The sequence below is a fragment of the Alkalicoccus urumqiensis genome, from assembly GCF_002993335.1.
Lineage (GTDB): Bacteria > Bacillota > Bacilli > Bacillales > Salisediminibacteriaceae > Alkalicoccus > Alkalicoccus urumqiensis.
In genome coordinates, this window is record NZ_PVNS01000002.1 from 144,783 (window position 1) to 158,484 (window position 13,702).

12 protein-coding genes are annotated in these 13,702 nt (G+C 51.1%); all 12 read left to right on the forward strand.

The features are described 5' to 3' along the window. Positions 1–57 precede the first annotated feature (57 nt). The 12 genes from aroC to C6I21_RS02555 all read left to right on the forward strand — a co-directional run bounded on the left by aroC (position 58) and on the right by C6I21_RS02555 (position 13,683). Positions 58–1,230 carry a chorismate synthase gene (aroC, locus tag C6I21_RS02500; protein ID WP_105957849.1) on the forward strand — a complete coding sequence of 391 codons (1,173 nt, stop codon included), beginning with the start codon at positions 58–60 and terminating at the stop codon, positions 1,228–1,230. Next, a complete protein-coding gene (gene aroB, locus C6I21_RS02505; RefSeq protein ID WP_105957850.1) occupies positions 1,230–2,309 on the forward strand; it encodes a 3-dehydroquinate synthase in 1,080 nt (359 codons plus the stop codon). Before aroC ends, aroB begins: the two co-directional genes overlap by 1 nt. Continuing rightward, positions 2,306–2,680, forward strand: a complete 375-nt coding sequence (gene aroH / locus C6I21_RS02510; RefSeq protein ID WP_105957851.1) for a chorismate mutase — start codon at positions 2,306–2,308, stop codon at positions 2,678–2,680. The genes aroB and aroH overlap by 4 nt, the downstream gene beginning before the upstream one ends. Before the next feature lie 183 nt (positions 2,681–2,863). Next, positions 2,864–4,375, forward strand: a complete 1,512-nt coding sequence (gene trpE / locus C6I21_RS02515) for an anthranilate synthase component I (RefSeq protein ID WP_105957852.1) — start codon at positions 2,864–2,866, stop codon at positions 4,373–4,375. Next, positions 4,362–5,369 (forward strand): anthranilate phosphoribosyltransferase, encoded by a 1,008-nt coding sequence (gene trpD / locus C6I21_RS02520; protein ID WP_105957853.1) that lies wholly within the window; start codon positions 4,362–4,364, stop codon positions 5,367–5,369. The genes trpE and trpD overlap by 14 nt, the downstream gene beginning before the upstream one ends. A 5-nt stretch (positions 5,370–5,374) precedes the next feature. Continuing rightward, a complete protein-coding gene (gene trpC / locus C6I21_RS02525; protein ID WP_105958014.1) occupies positions 5,375–6,139 on the forward strand; it encodes an indole-3-glycerol phosphate synthase TrpC in 765 nt (254 codons plus the stop codon). Beyond that, complete coding sequence (locus tag C6I21_RS02530) at positions 6,136–7,962, forward strand: bifunctional phosphoribosylanthranilate isomerase/tryptophan synthase subunit beta (RefSeq protein ID WP_105957854.1); 1,827 nt, start codon at positions 6,136–6,138, stop codon at positions 7,960–7,962. The genes trpC and C6I21_RS02530 overlap by 4 nt, the downstream gene beginning before the upstream one ends. Next, positions 7,959–8,771 carry a tryptophan synthase subunit alpha gene (gene trpA, locus C6I21_RS02535; RefSeq protein ID WP_105957855.1) on the forward strand — a complete coding sequence of 271 codons (813 nt, stop codon included), beginning with the start codon at positions 7,959–7,961 and terminating at the stop codon, positions 8,769–8,771. Before C6I21_RS02530 ends, trpA begins: the two co-directional genes overlap by 4 nt. Continuing rightward, a complete protein-coding gene (hisC, locus tag C6I21_RS02540; RefSeq protein ID WP_105957856.1) occupies positions 8,768–9,868 on the forward strand; it encodes a histidinol-phosphate transaminase in 1,101 nt (366 codons plus the stop codon). Before trpA ends, hisC begins: the two co-directional genes overlap by 4 nt. Next, positions 9,861–10,964, forward strand: coding sequence for a prephenate dehydrogenase (locus C6I21_RS02545; protein ID WP_105957857.1), 1,104 nt, complete (start codon positions 9,861–9,863; stop codon positions 10,962–10,964). The genes hisC and C6I21_RS02545 overlap by 8 nt, the downstream gene beginning before the upstream one ends. 20 nt (positions 10,965–10,984) lie before the next feature. Then, complete coding sequence (gene aroA / locus C6I21_RS02550) at positions 10,985–12,274, forward strand: 3-phosphoshikimate 1-carboxyvinyltransferase (RefSeq protein ID WP_105957858.1); 1,290 nt, start codon at positions 10,985–10,987, stop codon at positions 12,272–12,274. Between the two features lie 149 nt (positions 12,275–12,423). Next, positions 12,424–13,683, forward strand: coding sequence for a tetratricopeptide repeat protein (locus tag C6I21_RS02555; RefSeq protein WP_105957859.1), 1,260 nt, complete (start codon positions 12,424–12,426; stop codon positions 13,681–13,683). Positions 13,684–13,702 lie beyond the last annotated feature (19 nt).

The following is a 13,702-nucleotide window of genomic DNA, read 5'->3' on the forward strand; positions in this document are numbered from 1 at the left end:
TAGCAATATGACAATTTAACGCATAAAAGCGATAAAGAGAAATGTGGAGGGAATAGCATGAGATTTTTAACAGCAGGAGAGTCACACGGTCCACAGCTGACCGCGATTATTGAAGGAGTACCGTCCCAGCTTCCGCTGACGGCAGAAGACATTAATGAACATCTTGCACGGCGTCAGAAAGGGTACGGCCGTGGACGCCGTATGCAGATTGAAAAAGACCAGGTTCAAATTATGAGTGGAGTGCGCCACGGGAAAACAACGGGAGCACCGATTACGCTGGTCGTTGAAAATAAAGACTGGACGCACTGGACGAAGATCATGGGGCCTGAACCGTTATCGGAAGAAGAGGAACAGGAAGTGAAGCGGAAAATTACCCGGCCTCGTCCGGGACATGCGGATCTGAACGGAGCGATTAAATACCGCCATCGGGACATGCGGAATGTTCTCGAGCGTTCCAGTGCCCGTGAAACGACCGTGCGGGTCGCAGTCGGTGCTCTTGCTCAGGTTATTCTTCGTCAGTTCGGCATCCATCTTGCTGGACATGTCCTTGAAATTGGAGATGTCAAAGCAGAGCAGCAGCCGTTTACAACCGTTGAAGCGCTCAAAGAGAAGACAGAGAACTCGGAAGTCCGCTGCATGGATGAGTCAGCATCCGAAAAAATGAAGCAGGCGATCGATGATGCGAAGCAGAACGGCGATTCCATCGGTGGAATTGTCGAAGTCATTGCAGAGAATGTGCCGATCGGGCTCGGAAGCCACGTTCATTATGACCGGAAACTGGACGGAAAAATAGCTCAGTCCGTTCTCAGCATCAACGCTTTCAAAGGGGTGGAAATAGGCCTCGGTTTTGAAGCTGCCCGGATGAAAGGAAGTCAGGTGCATGATGAAATTGCCTACGATGAGGAGCAGGGCTTTCACCGAAGCTCCAACCGCCTTGGTGGTTTTGAAGGCGGAATGACAAATGGCATGCCTGTCGTTGTTCACGGTGCGATGAAGCCGATTCCGACACTTTATAAGCCGTTGAAGAGTGTGGATATCGATTCCAAGGAACCATTCACAGCTTCCATCGAGCGTTCTGACAGCTGTGCAGTACCTGCAGCAGCTGTTGTGGCGGAGGCAGCTGTCGCATGGGAGCTTGCCGATGCTTTTCTGGAGAAGTTCGGTTCGGATACGCTGGAGGATATCAAGCAGGCGTATGAGAATTACATGAACGAAGCGAGGGAGTTTTAATGGGTCATACTCTGGAGGTACGTGCGGAAGCCCGCACGTACCCGATTCATATTGAAGGAGGGGTGCGGCACCGCGTCGGAAGCCTTGTAAATGCTTCGGTTCCCGGTCATTCCAGAGTGCTGATCGCAGCAGATGAGCACGCTGCATCCCATTATCTGGAGGATATAGCTGCCTCATTTGCGGAACGTCCGGACATTTATATCATCCCTTCAGGGGAAGAATCCAAGTCGCAGGAAGAATACTTCCGCCTTCTGACGGCGGCACTGGAAGCAGGCCTTGACCGGAAATCGGTCATCTGCGCCCTTGGCGGCGGAGTGACCGGAGATCTTGCAGGATTTGCGGCGGCTACGTTTATGCGGGGCATTTCCTTTGTTCAGATACCGACAACGCTTTTAGCGCATGACAGCAGTGTCGGTGGAAAAACGGGAATCAATCACGCTGCCGGTAAAAACTTAATCGGCTCGTTCCACGCGCCATCTGCGGTAATCTATGATCCGGAAACGTTTGAAACACTTCCGGAAAGAGAACTCCGCTCCGGCTTTGCGGAAGTGATAAAACATGCCTGGATCAGCGGGGACAGCTGGTTTTCGTGGCTGGATCAATTTGTTCCAAGTCTGACAAAGTTTCCAAAGTCAAAGATGGAAGAACTTTTATCTGCTTCGATTCAGGTAAAAGCCCGGATTGTCGAAGAGGATGAGCGCGAAAAAGGGAAGCGTGCCTTTTTAAATTTCGGTCATACGCTCGGCCATGCACTGGAATCCGCTGCCGGCTACGGCCGTTTTACGCACGGGGAAGCGGTTGCTGTCGGTATGCTGTTTGCAGCTGAATTAAGCCGGAACATTCTGAAGGCCGATCTTCCGATTCATGAATTAAAACAGATGCTGACGAGGCTTGGTTATACGACAGAAATAGATAAACATCTCCGCATTGATGATTTGATCAGGCGGATGCGTATCGATAAAAAAGCAGCAGATGGTACGCTCCGGTTCGTGCTGCTCCACGAACTCGGGCGTCCGGAGCTATGCACCGTTCCGGAAGAAGAAGTCCGGAAACTGCTCGAAAAGGAGGGGCTGACATGATACGAGGTATCCGCGGAGCGACGACTGTACCTGAAGATGATGAAAAAGCGGTTTGGCAGGCGACAGAAGAATTAATGCGGAAAATAGAATCGGAGAACAGTCTGCAGCCGGAGTCGATTTCCCACGTTATAATTACCGTTACGGACGATTTAACATCGACCTTTCCTGCGCGGGCTCTCCGCGAAATGAAAGATTATCAATATGTTCCTGTTATGTGTGCTCAGGAGATTCCCGTACCGGGAAGTATCAGGAAGTGTATCCGCCTGATGGTCAGTGCAGAGGTCCATGTACCGCAGAAGGATGTCCGTCACGTGTACCTGAATGAAGCAGAAAAGCTCCGTCCGGACCTTTCCTTGACAAACGAAGGGTGAGGACGTATCATGGTCGCTAACGAGCTGAGAAAAAGTAAGAGAGTAGAGCAGAGTAGAGTTGAGCGGAGCACCAGCAGAGTAGAGCAGAGTTTCTTTTTTCAGCACCACACGTGCAGTTTTTCACCTACATTCTTCTCGCGGCACCTCCGCCTCCATCTACCGATCAGATGAGGTGATCCCCATATGTATTCATTATCAAAAGAACAGTTCCAAAAACTTTCAGAAAACTATGCAACTGTACCACTTTCAGTCTCCGTTGTTGCCGACACGAAAACTCCGATTCAGCTGTTTCATCTATTTGATGAGGAAGCAGCATTTCTGCTGGAAAGCAACGATCCGGTTTCTCCATGGTCCAATTATTCCTTTATCGGTCTCCGCCCTTCGAGTTACCTGAGAGATTCGGAAGGTGTCTTTGAATATGCCTCCGCTGACGGGACCATTCTCTGGCAGGAAAATACGCTGGAGGAAGCGTGGGAGAGGGTCATGGCAGAGAAGAATCTGCCGGAGGCGCTTCCGGATATTCCATTTCCGGGAGGGGCCGTCGGCTACCTCGGCTTTGAAGGTTTCCGTTACTACGAACCGCGCATAAAGCGGCTGGAAGACGAAGGGCATGATGTGCATTTCATGTTCTGCGATACGATCCTTGCCTACCATCATCAAAAAGAAACATTGACGATCGTCCATTTTCAGTCTGCTGAAGAAGAACGCCCGTCCTATGACAAGGCAGCCGGACGGATCCAGTCGATTATGCAGCAGATTGAATTTCCTTCTGCCGTCTCTCTGCCGCTCGTTCCATCGGCAGTGGATATTTCTGCAGACGACGTCTTTGAAGGTGTGGCTTCAAACTATACGAAAGAAGAATTTGAGAACGCTGTTCTTGCTGTAAAAGAATATATCGCAGCAGGAGATGTGTTTCAGACTGTTCTTTCGCAGCGGTTCGAGACCCCTGTATCTACGGACGGTCTCTCCCTGTACAGAGTACTACGGAAAGTAAATCCAAGCCCCTACCTTTACTACATTCGCTTTCTCGACCAGGAAATCATCGGCAGCTCTCCGGAGCGTCTCGTGAAAGCAGATGAGGACCGGGAGCTGGAAATTCATCCGATCGCCGGTACGAGAAAGCGTGGCAGAGACAGCGAGGAAGATGCAGCGCTTGCTGCTGAGCTCTCTGCAGACGAAAAGGAACAGGCAGAGCATTTGATGCTTGTTGATCTGGCACGCAATGATATAGGCAGAGTGAGTGACTACGGTTCCGTCCGGGTCCACGATATGATGCACGTCTCGTACTTCTCGCATGTGATGCACTTAACGACACGTGTCACCGGCAGGCTCCGCGAAAACGTTCACCCTTTTGAGGCGCTTTACGCAGCTCATCCGGCAGGAACTGTTTCGGGGGCACCGAAAGTCCGTGCCGTGGAAATTATTCAGGAGCTTGAACAGATGCACCGCGGTGTGTATGCAGGTGCTGTTGCCTACTACGGATACAACCGGGCCATCGATTCCTGTATTGCGATCCGGACGATGGTACTGAAAAACGGGCGTGTTTATGTCCAGGCAGGCGCAGGAGTTGTTCAGGATTCCGTTCCTGAATTAGAATGGGAAGAGACGAGAAATAAAGCAAGAGCACTGCTTTACGCAGTGAAAATAGCAGAGCAGAGATACCAGGAGGAGGTCACGGCAAATGACGCTGACTAAGGTAATGAGTGGAGAAAAGCTGAGCATAGAAGAGGCAAGACAGATTGTCGATAAAATGATGAGCGGTAACATGACGAATGAGCAGACAGCTGCTGTTCTCTCCGTTCTCGCATACCGCGGGGAGACACCGGAGGAAATAAGCGGCTTTGCAGCAGGCATGACAGAAAAAGCAGCATCGGTACATGTTCCGCAGCCGGTGCTTGATACATGCGGCACCGGCGGAGACGGTACGGGCACGTTCAATGTTTCCACAGCTTCCGCACTGCTTCTAAGTGCCGGAGGCGTACCGGTAGCGAAGCATGGAAACAGGAGTGTTTCATCAAAATCAGGAAGTGCGGACGTTCTGGAAGTACTCGGCATTCCCGTGCAGCACCGGGAAAAAGAAGCGGCTAAAATGCTGGAAACACATTCCCTCTCTTTTTTCTTCGCACCGCTTTACCATGAAGCGATGAAATATGTAGGGCCGGTTCGTAAAGCGCTCGGAATCCGGACGATCTTCAATGTGCTTGGACCGCTTACGAATCCTGCAGGTGCGAGCAGAAGAGTTATCGGCGTTTACAGCGTGGAGATGGCGAGAAAGATGGCGGAAGCAGCAAAGCATCTGCCGATTGAGCGCGCGCTGTTCGTTTCAGGCAGCGACGGCATGGATGAAATTACGATCCAGGGGCCGTCCACAATCATTGAATTGAAAGATGGAAAGCTTCATGAATATACGATGACACCGGAGGATGCTGGTCTGTCATCGATGACGGATTTGAGCGGAGCTGTTTCCGCGGACGCAGAAGAAAGTGCTGCTGTTATCAAATCTGTATTTGAGCAGAAAGGGTCTGATTCTGCCCGGGGGCTGCTGCTGCTGAATGCGGGCGCCGGTCTCTATGTCATGGGACGGGCTGACTCGATCCGTGAAGGCGTAAAGCAGGCGGAGGCTCTTCTCGGAACCCCGGTTCTTCAACATCTGGAACGACTGCAGCAGGAGGAGGAAATCGTAACATGAGTACAATCCTGGATAAAATTACGGACCGGAAAAAAGAGGAGATTGCTTCTCTAATTGTTCCGGAAACACACCTTATCGAAGGCACAAAGCGGTCACTCGCTGAATCGCTCCGCGCCTCCAGTTACCCATTGGGGCTGATTGCTGAAGTGAAAAAAGCGTCTCCGTCCAAAGGAGTCATTCTGGAGGATTTTCATCCGACAGCTATTGCTGAAGAATATGAAAAACTGCAGGTGAGCGGAATTTCCGTATTAACGGATCGCGACTTTTTCCAGGGAGCACCGGAATATTTAACGTCGATCCGCCGTTCAGTGAAAACACCGATACTGCGGAAGGACTTTATTATAGACCCTGTGCAGGTCCTCGAAGCAGACCGTATCGGAGCAGATGCCATTCTGCTCATTGCTGCCATTCTCGATCCGGAGCAGCTGAAAGAACTTTATCTTCAGGCGGAAGAGCTTGGCATGGAGGCGCTGGTGGAAGTACACAGCGAAGAAGAGCTGGAACAGGTACTCCGCGTCCTGACCCCTGGTCTGATCGGCGTAAATAACCGCGACCTCCGCACGTTTGAGACGGATTTAACGATCTCGAAGAGACTTGCTCCGATGATGCCTGAGTCTTCATTATTTGTAAGCGAAAGCGGTGTTCATACCAAAGCAGATGCCGATTACCTGAAGAATCACGGAGCCCGTGGGCTTCTGATTGGAGAAGGCTTTATGAAAAGCAGTGACCGCAGACAGTTTCTTGAAAGTCTGTTCGGTGATGAATCATGACGCTCTTAAAATTCTGCGGAACGCGCAGTGAATCGGATCTTTTAACTGCACTCTCGGCCTCCTCTGATTATATCGGCTTTATTTTTGCGCCCGGTAAGCGGCGTGTGCACCCACAGGACGTAAAAAGGTGGATAAAAAGCCACGGGAAGCAGAACCGGAAAACGGCAGGGGTGTTTGTTAATGAAGACAATGTAACGATGGCACGGATTGCAGACATTGCCGGACTTGATATCATTCAGCTTCACGGAAATGAATCGGTGAAAAAAGCAGCAAAGCTGAAGGCGCTCACGCGCGCGGAAGTATGGAAGACGATCCATCACGGAAGCAGTTCGCTGAAAACGATGAAGGCGTTCAAAGGGACAGCAGACGGCTTTGTTATCGACACCAAAACAGAAGCTGCATGGGGAGGAACCGGCGTTTCGTTTGACTGGGAGGCTGTTCCCTCCTATCGGCGCGAAGCAGCTGCGCAGCAGGTCCCCTGCCTGATCGCAGGCGGAGTCACCTCCGAAAATGTTCAGAAACTGTTGAAATATCAGCCGGATGGGATCGATGTTTCCTCCGGCATAGAGACGGATAACAGGAATGACGAAAGGAAGGTCAAATCCATGGCAGAGCAGGTTAAACAGCATTATCAGGCTCCCGACCACCTCGGCAGATACGGTGATTTCGGCGGTAAGTATGTACCGGAAACGTTAATGTATGCACTGGAAGAGCTGGAAACAGCATACCGGGAAGCGCAGGATGATCCAGCATTTCATGAAGAGCTTCAGAAAGAAATGAAAGAATACGCCGGCCGGGAAACAGCACTTACGTATGCGGAGCGCCTCACAGAACACTACGGCGGAGCACAGATTTATCTGAAGCGGGAGGATCTGAACCATACCGGAGCGCATAAGATTAACAATGCTTTAGGTCAGGCCCTGCTCGCTAAACGAATGGGTAAAACCCAGATTATTGCAGAAACCGGCGCCGGCCAGCACGGAGTTGCTTCAGCAACAGTCGCTGCCCGTTTCGGCCTCAGCTGCAAAGTATTTATGGGTGCGGAGGATATCCGCCGTCAGGAATTAAACGTTTTCCGGATGCGCCTTCTTGGTGCTGAAGTTATCGAGGTACATTCCGGAGGGAAAACGCTGAAAGATGCCACAAATGAAGCGATCCGCCACTGGGTTGCGAACGTCAATGATACGTTTTATCTCATTGGAAGTGTAGTCGGTCCGCATCCTTATCCAATGATGGTCCGGGATTTTCAAAGTGTGATTGGAGAAGAAACGAAACGTCAGGTCGAAGAGCGCACCGGTCGTCTGCCGGATCATATCGTTGCCTGCGTCGGCGGCGGAAGTAATGCGATGGGAATTTTCTACCCGTTTCTAAATGACACATCCGTGAAACTGACCGGGATCGAAGCTGCCGGAAAGGGAGTAAACAGTCCCGAGCATGCGGCAACGCTTTCCAAAGGAAGAAAAGGAGTTCTGCACGGATCCCTTTCCTACCTGCTTCAGGACGAGCACGGAAATATCACAGAACCATATTCTATCTCTGCAGGACTGGACTATCCGGGTATTGGACCAGAGCATGCCCACCTAAGAGATATTGAGCGGGTCAACTATGAACCGGCGACAGATGACGAAGCCATGGAGGCTCTGACAAAGCTGTGTAAACTCGAGGGTATTCTTCCTGCGATAGAAACCGCGCATGCGCTGGCGTTTGTAGACAGAGAAGCCGGGAACATGGATAAAGATGATATCCTCGTCGTCTGCCTGTCCGGCCGTGGAGACAAAGACGTGCAGACGATCCAGCAGGCATTGGAGGGAAATGAAGCATGAACCGCTTAGTAAAAGATGAATTCCAACAGAAGCAGAATTTATTTGTTCCGTATATGATGAGCAGCTTTCCTTCCTTTGATGCTTCCGTGGACATTGCACTGAGACTGGAGAAAGCCGGTGTGGATGCGATTGAATGGGGCGTCCCTTTCAGTGACCCGCTTGCAGATGGACCTGTTATCCAAAATGCAGGCGACCATGCAAGAAGTCAGGGAGGAAGCCTCCGCGAAGCAGTGCGCGGAGCGAAACTGGCGAGAGAAAAAGGACTGACGGTTCCGCTTGTGCTGTTTACGTACGTGAACCCCGTTCTCTCTGTCGGCTGGAAAGAGACGCTCGATCTGATGAAAGATGCGGATATGGACGCCATTCTCATTCCGGACCTTCCCCACGAAGAAAGCGAAGAGCTCCGTAATTTCTGCCGGGAATACGGCATTTCTCTTATCGCTCTGGTTGCGCCGAGTTCACGAAGCAGAATGGAAGCGATCAGCCGCCTCGGCGATGGTTTTATTTATTATGTCACGTCGCTTGGAGTCACCGGTACGAGAGACACGTTTGCTGAAGGAATTGAAGAGTCGGTAAATGCGCTGAAAAAACATGCTGACGTTCCGGTACTCGCCGGTTTCGGTATTTCAAAGCCGGAGCACGTAGCGGAGTTCCAAAAATATGCAGACGGCGTCATTGTCGGAAGTGCACTGGTGAAATTCATCGGTGACCGGAAAGAGGCGCTTGTATCCGGAAATCCGGATGATGCGCTGAACGAAATTCAGTCATTTGTGGAAGCGCTGATGGCAAAGGATGGTGTTGAATCGTGAAAGTAAAAGAATCCATGATCGGGCTGGTCCCTTACCAGCCCGGCAGGTCTATGGAGGAAGTGAAGCAGGAGCTCGGCCTGGACCAGGTCGTGAAACTGGCCTCCAATGAAAATCCATACGGTGCATCACCGAAGGCCATTTCAGCGGTTTCCGATGCGGTTCAGGGGATCGCTGTGTATCCGGACGGATACGCAAAAAAAATCCGGGAAAAAACGGCTGAAAAACTTCATGTCAGTGAAAAACAGCTTCTTTTCGGCAATGGATCGGATGAAGTCATTCTTATTCTCTGCCGGGCAATGCTGAATCCCGGCGAGAATATTGTCACAGCCCACCCAACGTTCCCACAGTATAAACACAATGCAGTGATCGAAGGAGCCGACACGGTCGAAGTTCCGCTGAAAAACGGTGTCCACGACCTGGATGCAATGCTTCAGGCAATTACAGAAAAGACGAAAATTGTCTTCGTCTGCAACCCAAATAATCCGTCCGGAACGTATGTGAATGAAGCAGCATTTCTTGATTTTCTGAACAAGGTACCGGAAGATGTTCTCGTTGTCAGTGATGAAGCCTATTACGAATATGTCACCGCAGCGGATTATCCGGATACCATTCCGTTATTGAAGGATCATCCGAACCTGCTCATTCTGCGGACATTTTCAAAAGCGTACGGACTTGCAAGCCTTCGTGTCGGATTCGGTGTCGGAAGTGAAGCACTGATACAGGCCGTGGAGCCCGGCCGTGAGCCGTTTAATACCAACAGTGCCGCACAGGCAGCAGCAGAAGCAGCGCTGGACGACACGACATTTCTTCAGGAATGCACCGAAAAAAATGCAGAGGAAATGAGAAAGTTCACGGACTTCCTGGACCGTCACGGGTTTTCCTACTATCCTTCAGAAGCGAATTTTCTGCTGCTGAGTGTGCACCGTCCGGGCGGGGAAGTGTTCGACCGGCTGCTGCGGGCCGGCTATATTGTTCGAAATGGTGAAGCACTCGGTTTTCCGGAGCACGTGCGTATTACACTTGGAACCCGGGAGCAGAATCAGGGAATCAGAAACGAAATCCGCCGCTGGCTGGAGTTGGATGAGCCTGATGAGTAAACAGGTATTAATTGCCGGACTCGGACTGATCGGAGGCTCACTGGCTCTTGCAGTGAAGAAAAGCTACCCGGATACGGTTATCGCGGGATTTGATCTGGATACCAATGCGGTGCGCATGGCGATGAGCCTCCGCGTGATTGACCGGGAGGCCGTAGATTTTGCAGAGGCCGCAGAGGCTGCCGACTTTATCATTCTTGCTGCGCCGGTGGAAAGTACGATTTCACTGATCCACGAACTGCAGAATGCAGATTTAAAAGAAGGTGCTGTCATAACGGACGTAGGCTCCACTAAGCAGACAGTAGTGGAAGCAGGAAAGCTCCTGGAGAAAAAAGGAGCTGTCTTCATCGGCGGTCATCCGATGGCCGGTTCTCACAAAACGGGAATTGAGGCGGCAAAGGAGCGTCTTTTTGAGAACGCTTTTTATGTCCTGACTCCGTCGGAAGACGCCGATACACGGTCTATCATTCAGCTTCAGAATCTGCTGAAAGGGACGAAAGCGAAGTTTGTGCAGCTCGACCCGAAAACGCACGATACGTTTGCCGGGCTGATTTCCCACCTTCCGCACATTGTTGCTTCTGCTCTCGTCCATCAGGTGGAGGATGCAGGGAAAGAAAATCCATTCGTCCAGCAGCTTGCTGCAGGCGGATTTAAAGACATCACACGAATTGCTTCTGCATCTCCTGCGATGTGGAGGGATATCCTCGTTCATAATAAAGAAGTGCTTCTGCCGATGCTGTCGGAATGGCAGGAGCGGATGAGCCGTGTCCAGACATTGGTGGAAGAAGAAGACGCGGATGGTCTGCATGCGTTTTTTGACGATGCCAAACAGTCCAGAGATAAACTCCCGTCAAGGCAGAAAGGGGCTATTCTCCCTTTTTACGATCTTTACGTGGACATCCCGGACCATCCGGGTGTCATTTCGGACGTTACCGCTATTCTGGCTAAGCAGCAGATCAGTATTACAAATATCCGCATTATTGAAGCGAGAGAAGGTATTCTCGGCGTACTGCGCCTCAGCTTCCGGTCAGAAAGCGATCTGGTCCTGGCTGAAGCGCTTCTGAAAGAACATATGTATGAAACGTACGAAGCACCATAATCATGAAATGAGGGACAGCTATGCAGAAGAATGTTCAGCCGGCTTCCGGCCCGTTTAAAGGGGAAGTGGTCGTTCCCGGAGATAAATCGATCAGCCATCGTGCTGTACTGTTTGCATCTATTGCTGAAGGGGAGTCCGTCATCCGCGGGTTTCTTAGAGGCCAGGACTGTCTTTCCACGATGCACTGCATGCGCCTTCTTGGCGTTGAAATCGAAGACAGCGGACAGGAGATCCGGGTGAAAGGGAACGGGAAGTACGGCCTTACGGAACCGCGGGAACTTCTGGATGTCGGAAACTCCGGCACGACCATCCGCCTGCTGTCCGGCATTCTTGCAGGTCAGCCGTTTTCGTCGGTGCTTGCAGGAGATCAATCGATTGCCCGCAGACCGATGCGCCGCGTAACAGGGCCGCTGAAAATGATGAACGCGCAGATCGATGGAAGAGAGTACGGAAACTATACGCCTATCTCGATCCGCGGGGGCGGCCTCCAGGCTATTCATTATTTATCGCCTGTTGCAAGTGCCCAGGTGAAATCAGCCATCCTTCTTGCCGGTCTTTACGCAGAGGGAAAAACGACGGTGTCCGAACCATTTAAATCCCGTGACCACACGGAGCGGATGCTTGAGACTTTCGGCGTCTCTGTTGAAAATGGTCCCGATTATGCGGTGGTGGAAGGCGGGTCTACATTAAAAGGAACGAATGTCGACGTCCCAGGCGACATTTCTTCTGCTGCTTTTATGTTTACTGCAGCAGCAATCATCAAAGATAGTGACATCCTCGTTAAAAACGTTGGAATTAACCCGACGCGCGCCGGCATATTGGATGTGATGACGCGAATGGGAGTCAACTGGACAATGGAAAGGGAATATCATCTCGGCGGAGAGCCGGTGGCAGATATCCGGGTGCGGTATGCGCCGCTCAAAGGCTGTACGATTGATGGTGCGGATATTCCCCGTCTGATCGACGAGATTCCGGCAATTGCCCTTCTCGCTACCCAGGCAGAAGGAACAACGATTATTAAAGATGCTCAGGAGCTGAAGGTGAAAGAAACGAACCGTATTGATACGGTGGTCAATCAGCTGAATGCCCTTGGTGCCGACTGCAGAGCCACCGAGGATGGCATGATTATCGAGGGGCCGGTAACATTGACCGGCGGCCGGGCTGACAGTTTTCATGATCACCGGATCGGAATGACGATGGCGCTGGCAGCCGCAGCTTCGACGGCGCCGGTGCTCGTAAACGGCACAGAAGCAATTGATGTTTCCTATCCAGGATTTTTTGACGATTTAACGTCGCTTGAGCCTTCGTAATGGGAGATGCGCAGCAGCCGGAAAGATAATCCGGAGCTGCGCTTTCTTCATTTGGTCGCTTGCTGCATTGGAAACGGCCTGCTTGACGTATGAAAAACGACGTGTTGTAATCAACGACGGTACAGAGAACCAAGGAAAGGCGGATAATAATGAATGAAAAACTTCAGGAAGCGATAAAGAAAATTGAAAACGGCTATCACGAGGAAGGTCTTGAACTGACCGAAGAAGTGATTAAAGAAGCGGATGACGAAACGAAGCGGACGGCTGCAGAACTGTATTTTGAACTGGGCCTCGTGGATAAAGCGCTGGAGCTTGCAGAAGAGCTGATGTTCCGATATCCGGATCATGGCGAACTGTTTGCGTTTGCATCTGAATGCTACATTGAGCTCGGAAAAGAAGAAGAAGCTCTGGATATGCTGAATGATATTTCCGAAAAAGACCCGGCGTACGTTCAGGCAAGGCTGCTCCTTGCAGACCTTTATGAGAGTCAGGGGCTGGAGGAGGTTGCCGAAACGAAACTGCTGGAGGCGTTGAAAAAACTGCCTGAAGAAGCAGTGCTTCAGCTTGGCCTCGGGGAGTTTTACCTGAACCGGGGGGATTACCAGCAGGCAGCTTCCTATTTCAAGAGAGCGATTCACCAGGGTCTTCCTGAAGGGCTGCCGATCGATCCGAATCTTCGTCTTGCGGAAGCATACAGTGCAGCCGGGCAGTTTGAGGATGCCCTGGATTACTATCGGGAAGGATTAAAAGAGAATCCTACAGCAGATGGCTGGTTTGGTTTCGGCTACACATCTCTGCAGATGGAGGACTATCAGACAGCTGTGGATTCCTTTAACAAACTGCTTGAGCAGGACCCGGACTACACGACAGCTTATTCCGCACTTGGGAAAGCACACCTGGCGATGAAAAATTGGGATGAAGCAAGAGAAGTACTGCAGGAAGGTATTCAGCGCGATGAATTTAACGAAGAATTATACCTGCAGATGGCGGAGCTGCTTCTCGGCCGGGGGGAGCTTGAGGAAGGACGCGACTTTTTAAAGCGGGTTATTGCACTGAACCCTTCCAACGTATCGGCCGTGCAGGAAGCACTGTATTTTTATGATGATCAGGAAGATTATGAAGAGATATTGGAGCTGCTTCGATTTCTTGACGACTACAACGAATTTGATCCTGTCTATGAACGGTTCCGCGCAAAAGCACTGTTTGAGGAAGATGATGTCAGCGGTGCCGCTCAGGCTATGGATGCAGCTCTCAGCCAAATGAGCCACGATGAGCGTCTTCTTGAGGAAGCAGCAGAAATATACGCGGCAAACGGCCAGAGAGAAAAAGCAGCAGACGCATTAAAGCAGGTTCTGGAACTGGACCCGGAGCGTGAAGATATCCAGCGCAAGCTAGGTTACTCGGAGTAAATGTGTCTATTTTATGAAG

What these genes read in the sequence shown, in the direction of transcription:
- aroC (WP_105957849.1), top strand. Translation starts at nt 58, where the DNA reads ATGAGATTTTTAACAGCAGGAGAGTCACACGGTCCACAGCTGACCGCG.
- aroB (WP_105957850.1), top strand. Translation starts at nt 1,230, where the DNA reads ATGGGTCATACTCTGGAGGTACGTGCGGAAGCCCGCACGTACCCGATT.
- aroH (WP_105957851.1), top strand. Translation starts at nt 2,306, where the DNA reads ATGATACGAGGTATCCGCGGAGCGACGACTGTACCTGAAGATGATGAA.
- trpE (WP_105957852.1), top strand. Translation starts at nt 2,864, where the DNA reads ATGTATTCATTATCAAAAGAACAGTTCCAAAAACTTTCAGAAAACTAT.
- trpD (WP_105957853.1), top strand. Translation starts at nt 4,362, where the DNA reads ATGACGCTGACTAAGGTAATGAGTGGAGAAAAGCTGAGCATAGAAGAG.
- C6I21_RS02530 (WP_105957854.1), top strand. Translation starts at nt 6,136, where the DNA reads ATGACGCTCTTAAAATTCTGCGGAACGCGCAGTGAATCGGATCTTTTA.
- trpA (WP_105957855.1), top strand. Translation starts at nt 7,959, where the DNA reads ATGAACCGCTTAGTAAAAGATGAATTCCAACAGAAGCAGAATTTATTT.
- C6I21_RS02545 (WP_105957857.1), top strand. Translation starts at nt 9,861, where the DNA reads ATGAGTAAACAGGTATTAATTGCCGGACTCGGACTGATCGGAGGCTCA.
- aroA (WP_105957858.1), top strand. Translation starts at nt 10,985, where the DNA reads ATGCAGAAGAATGTTCAGCCGGCTTCCGGCCCGTTTAAAGGGGAAGTG.
- C6I21_RS02555 (WP_105957859.1), top strand. Translation starts at nt 12,424, where the DNA reads ATGAATGAAAAACTTCAGGAAGCGATAAAGAAAATTGAAAACGGCTAT.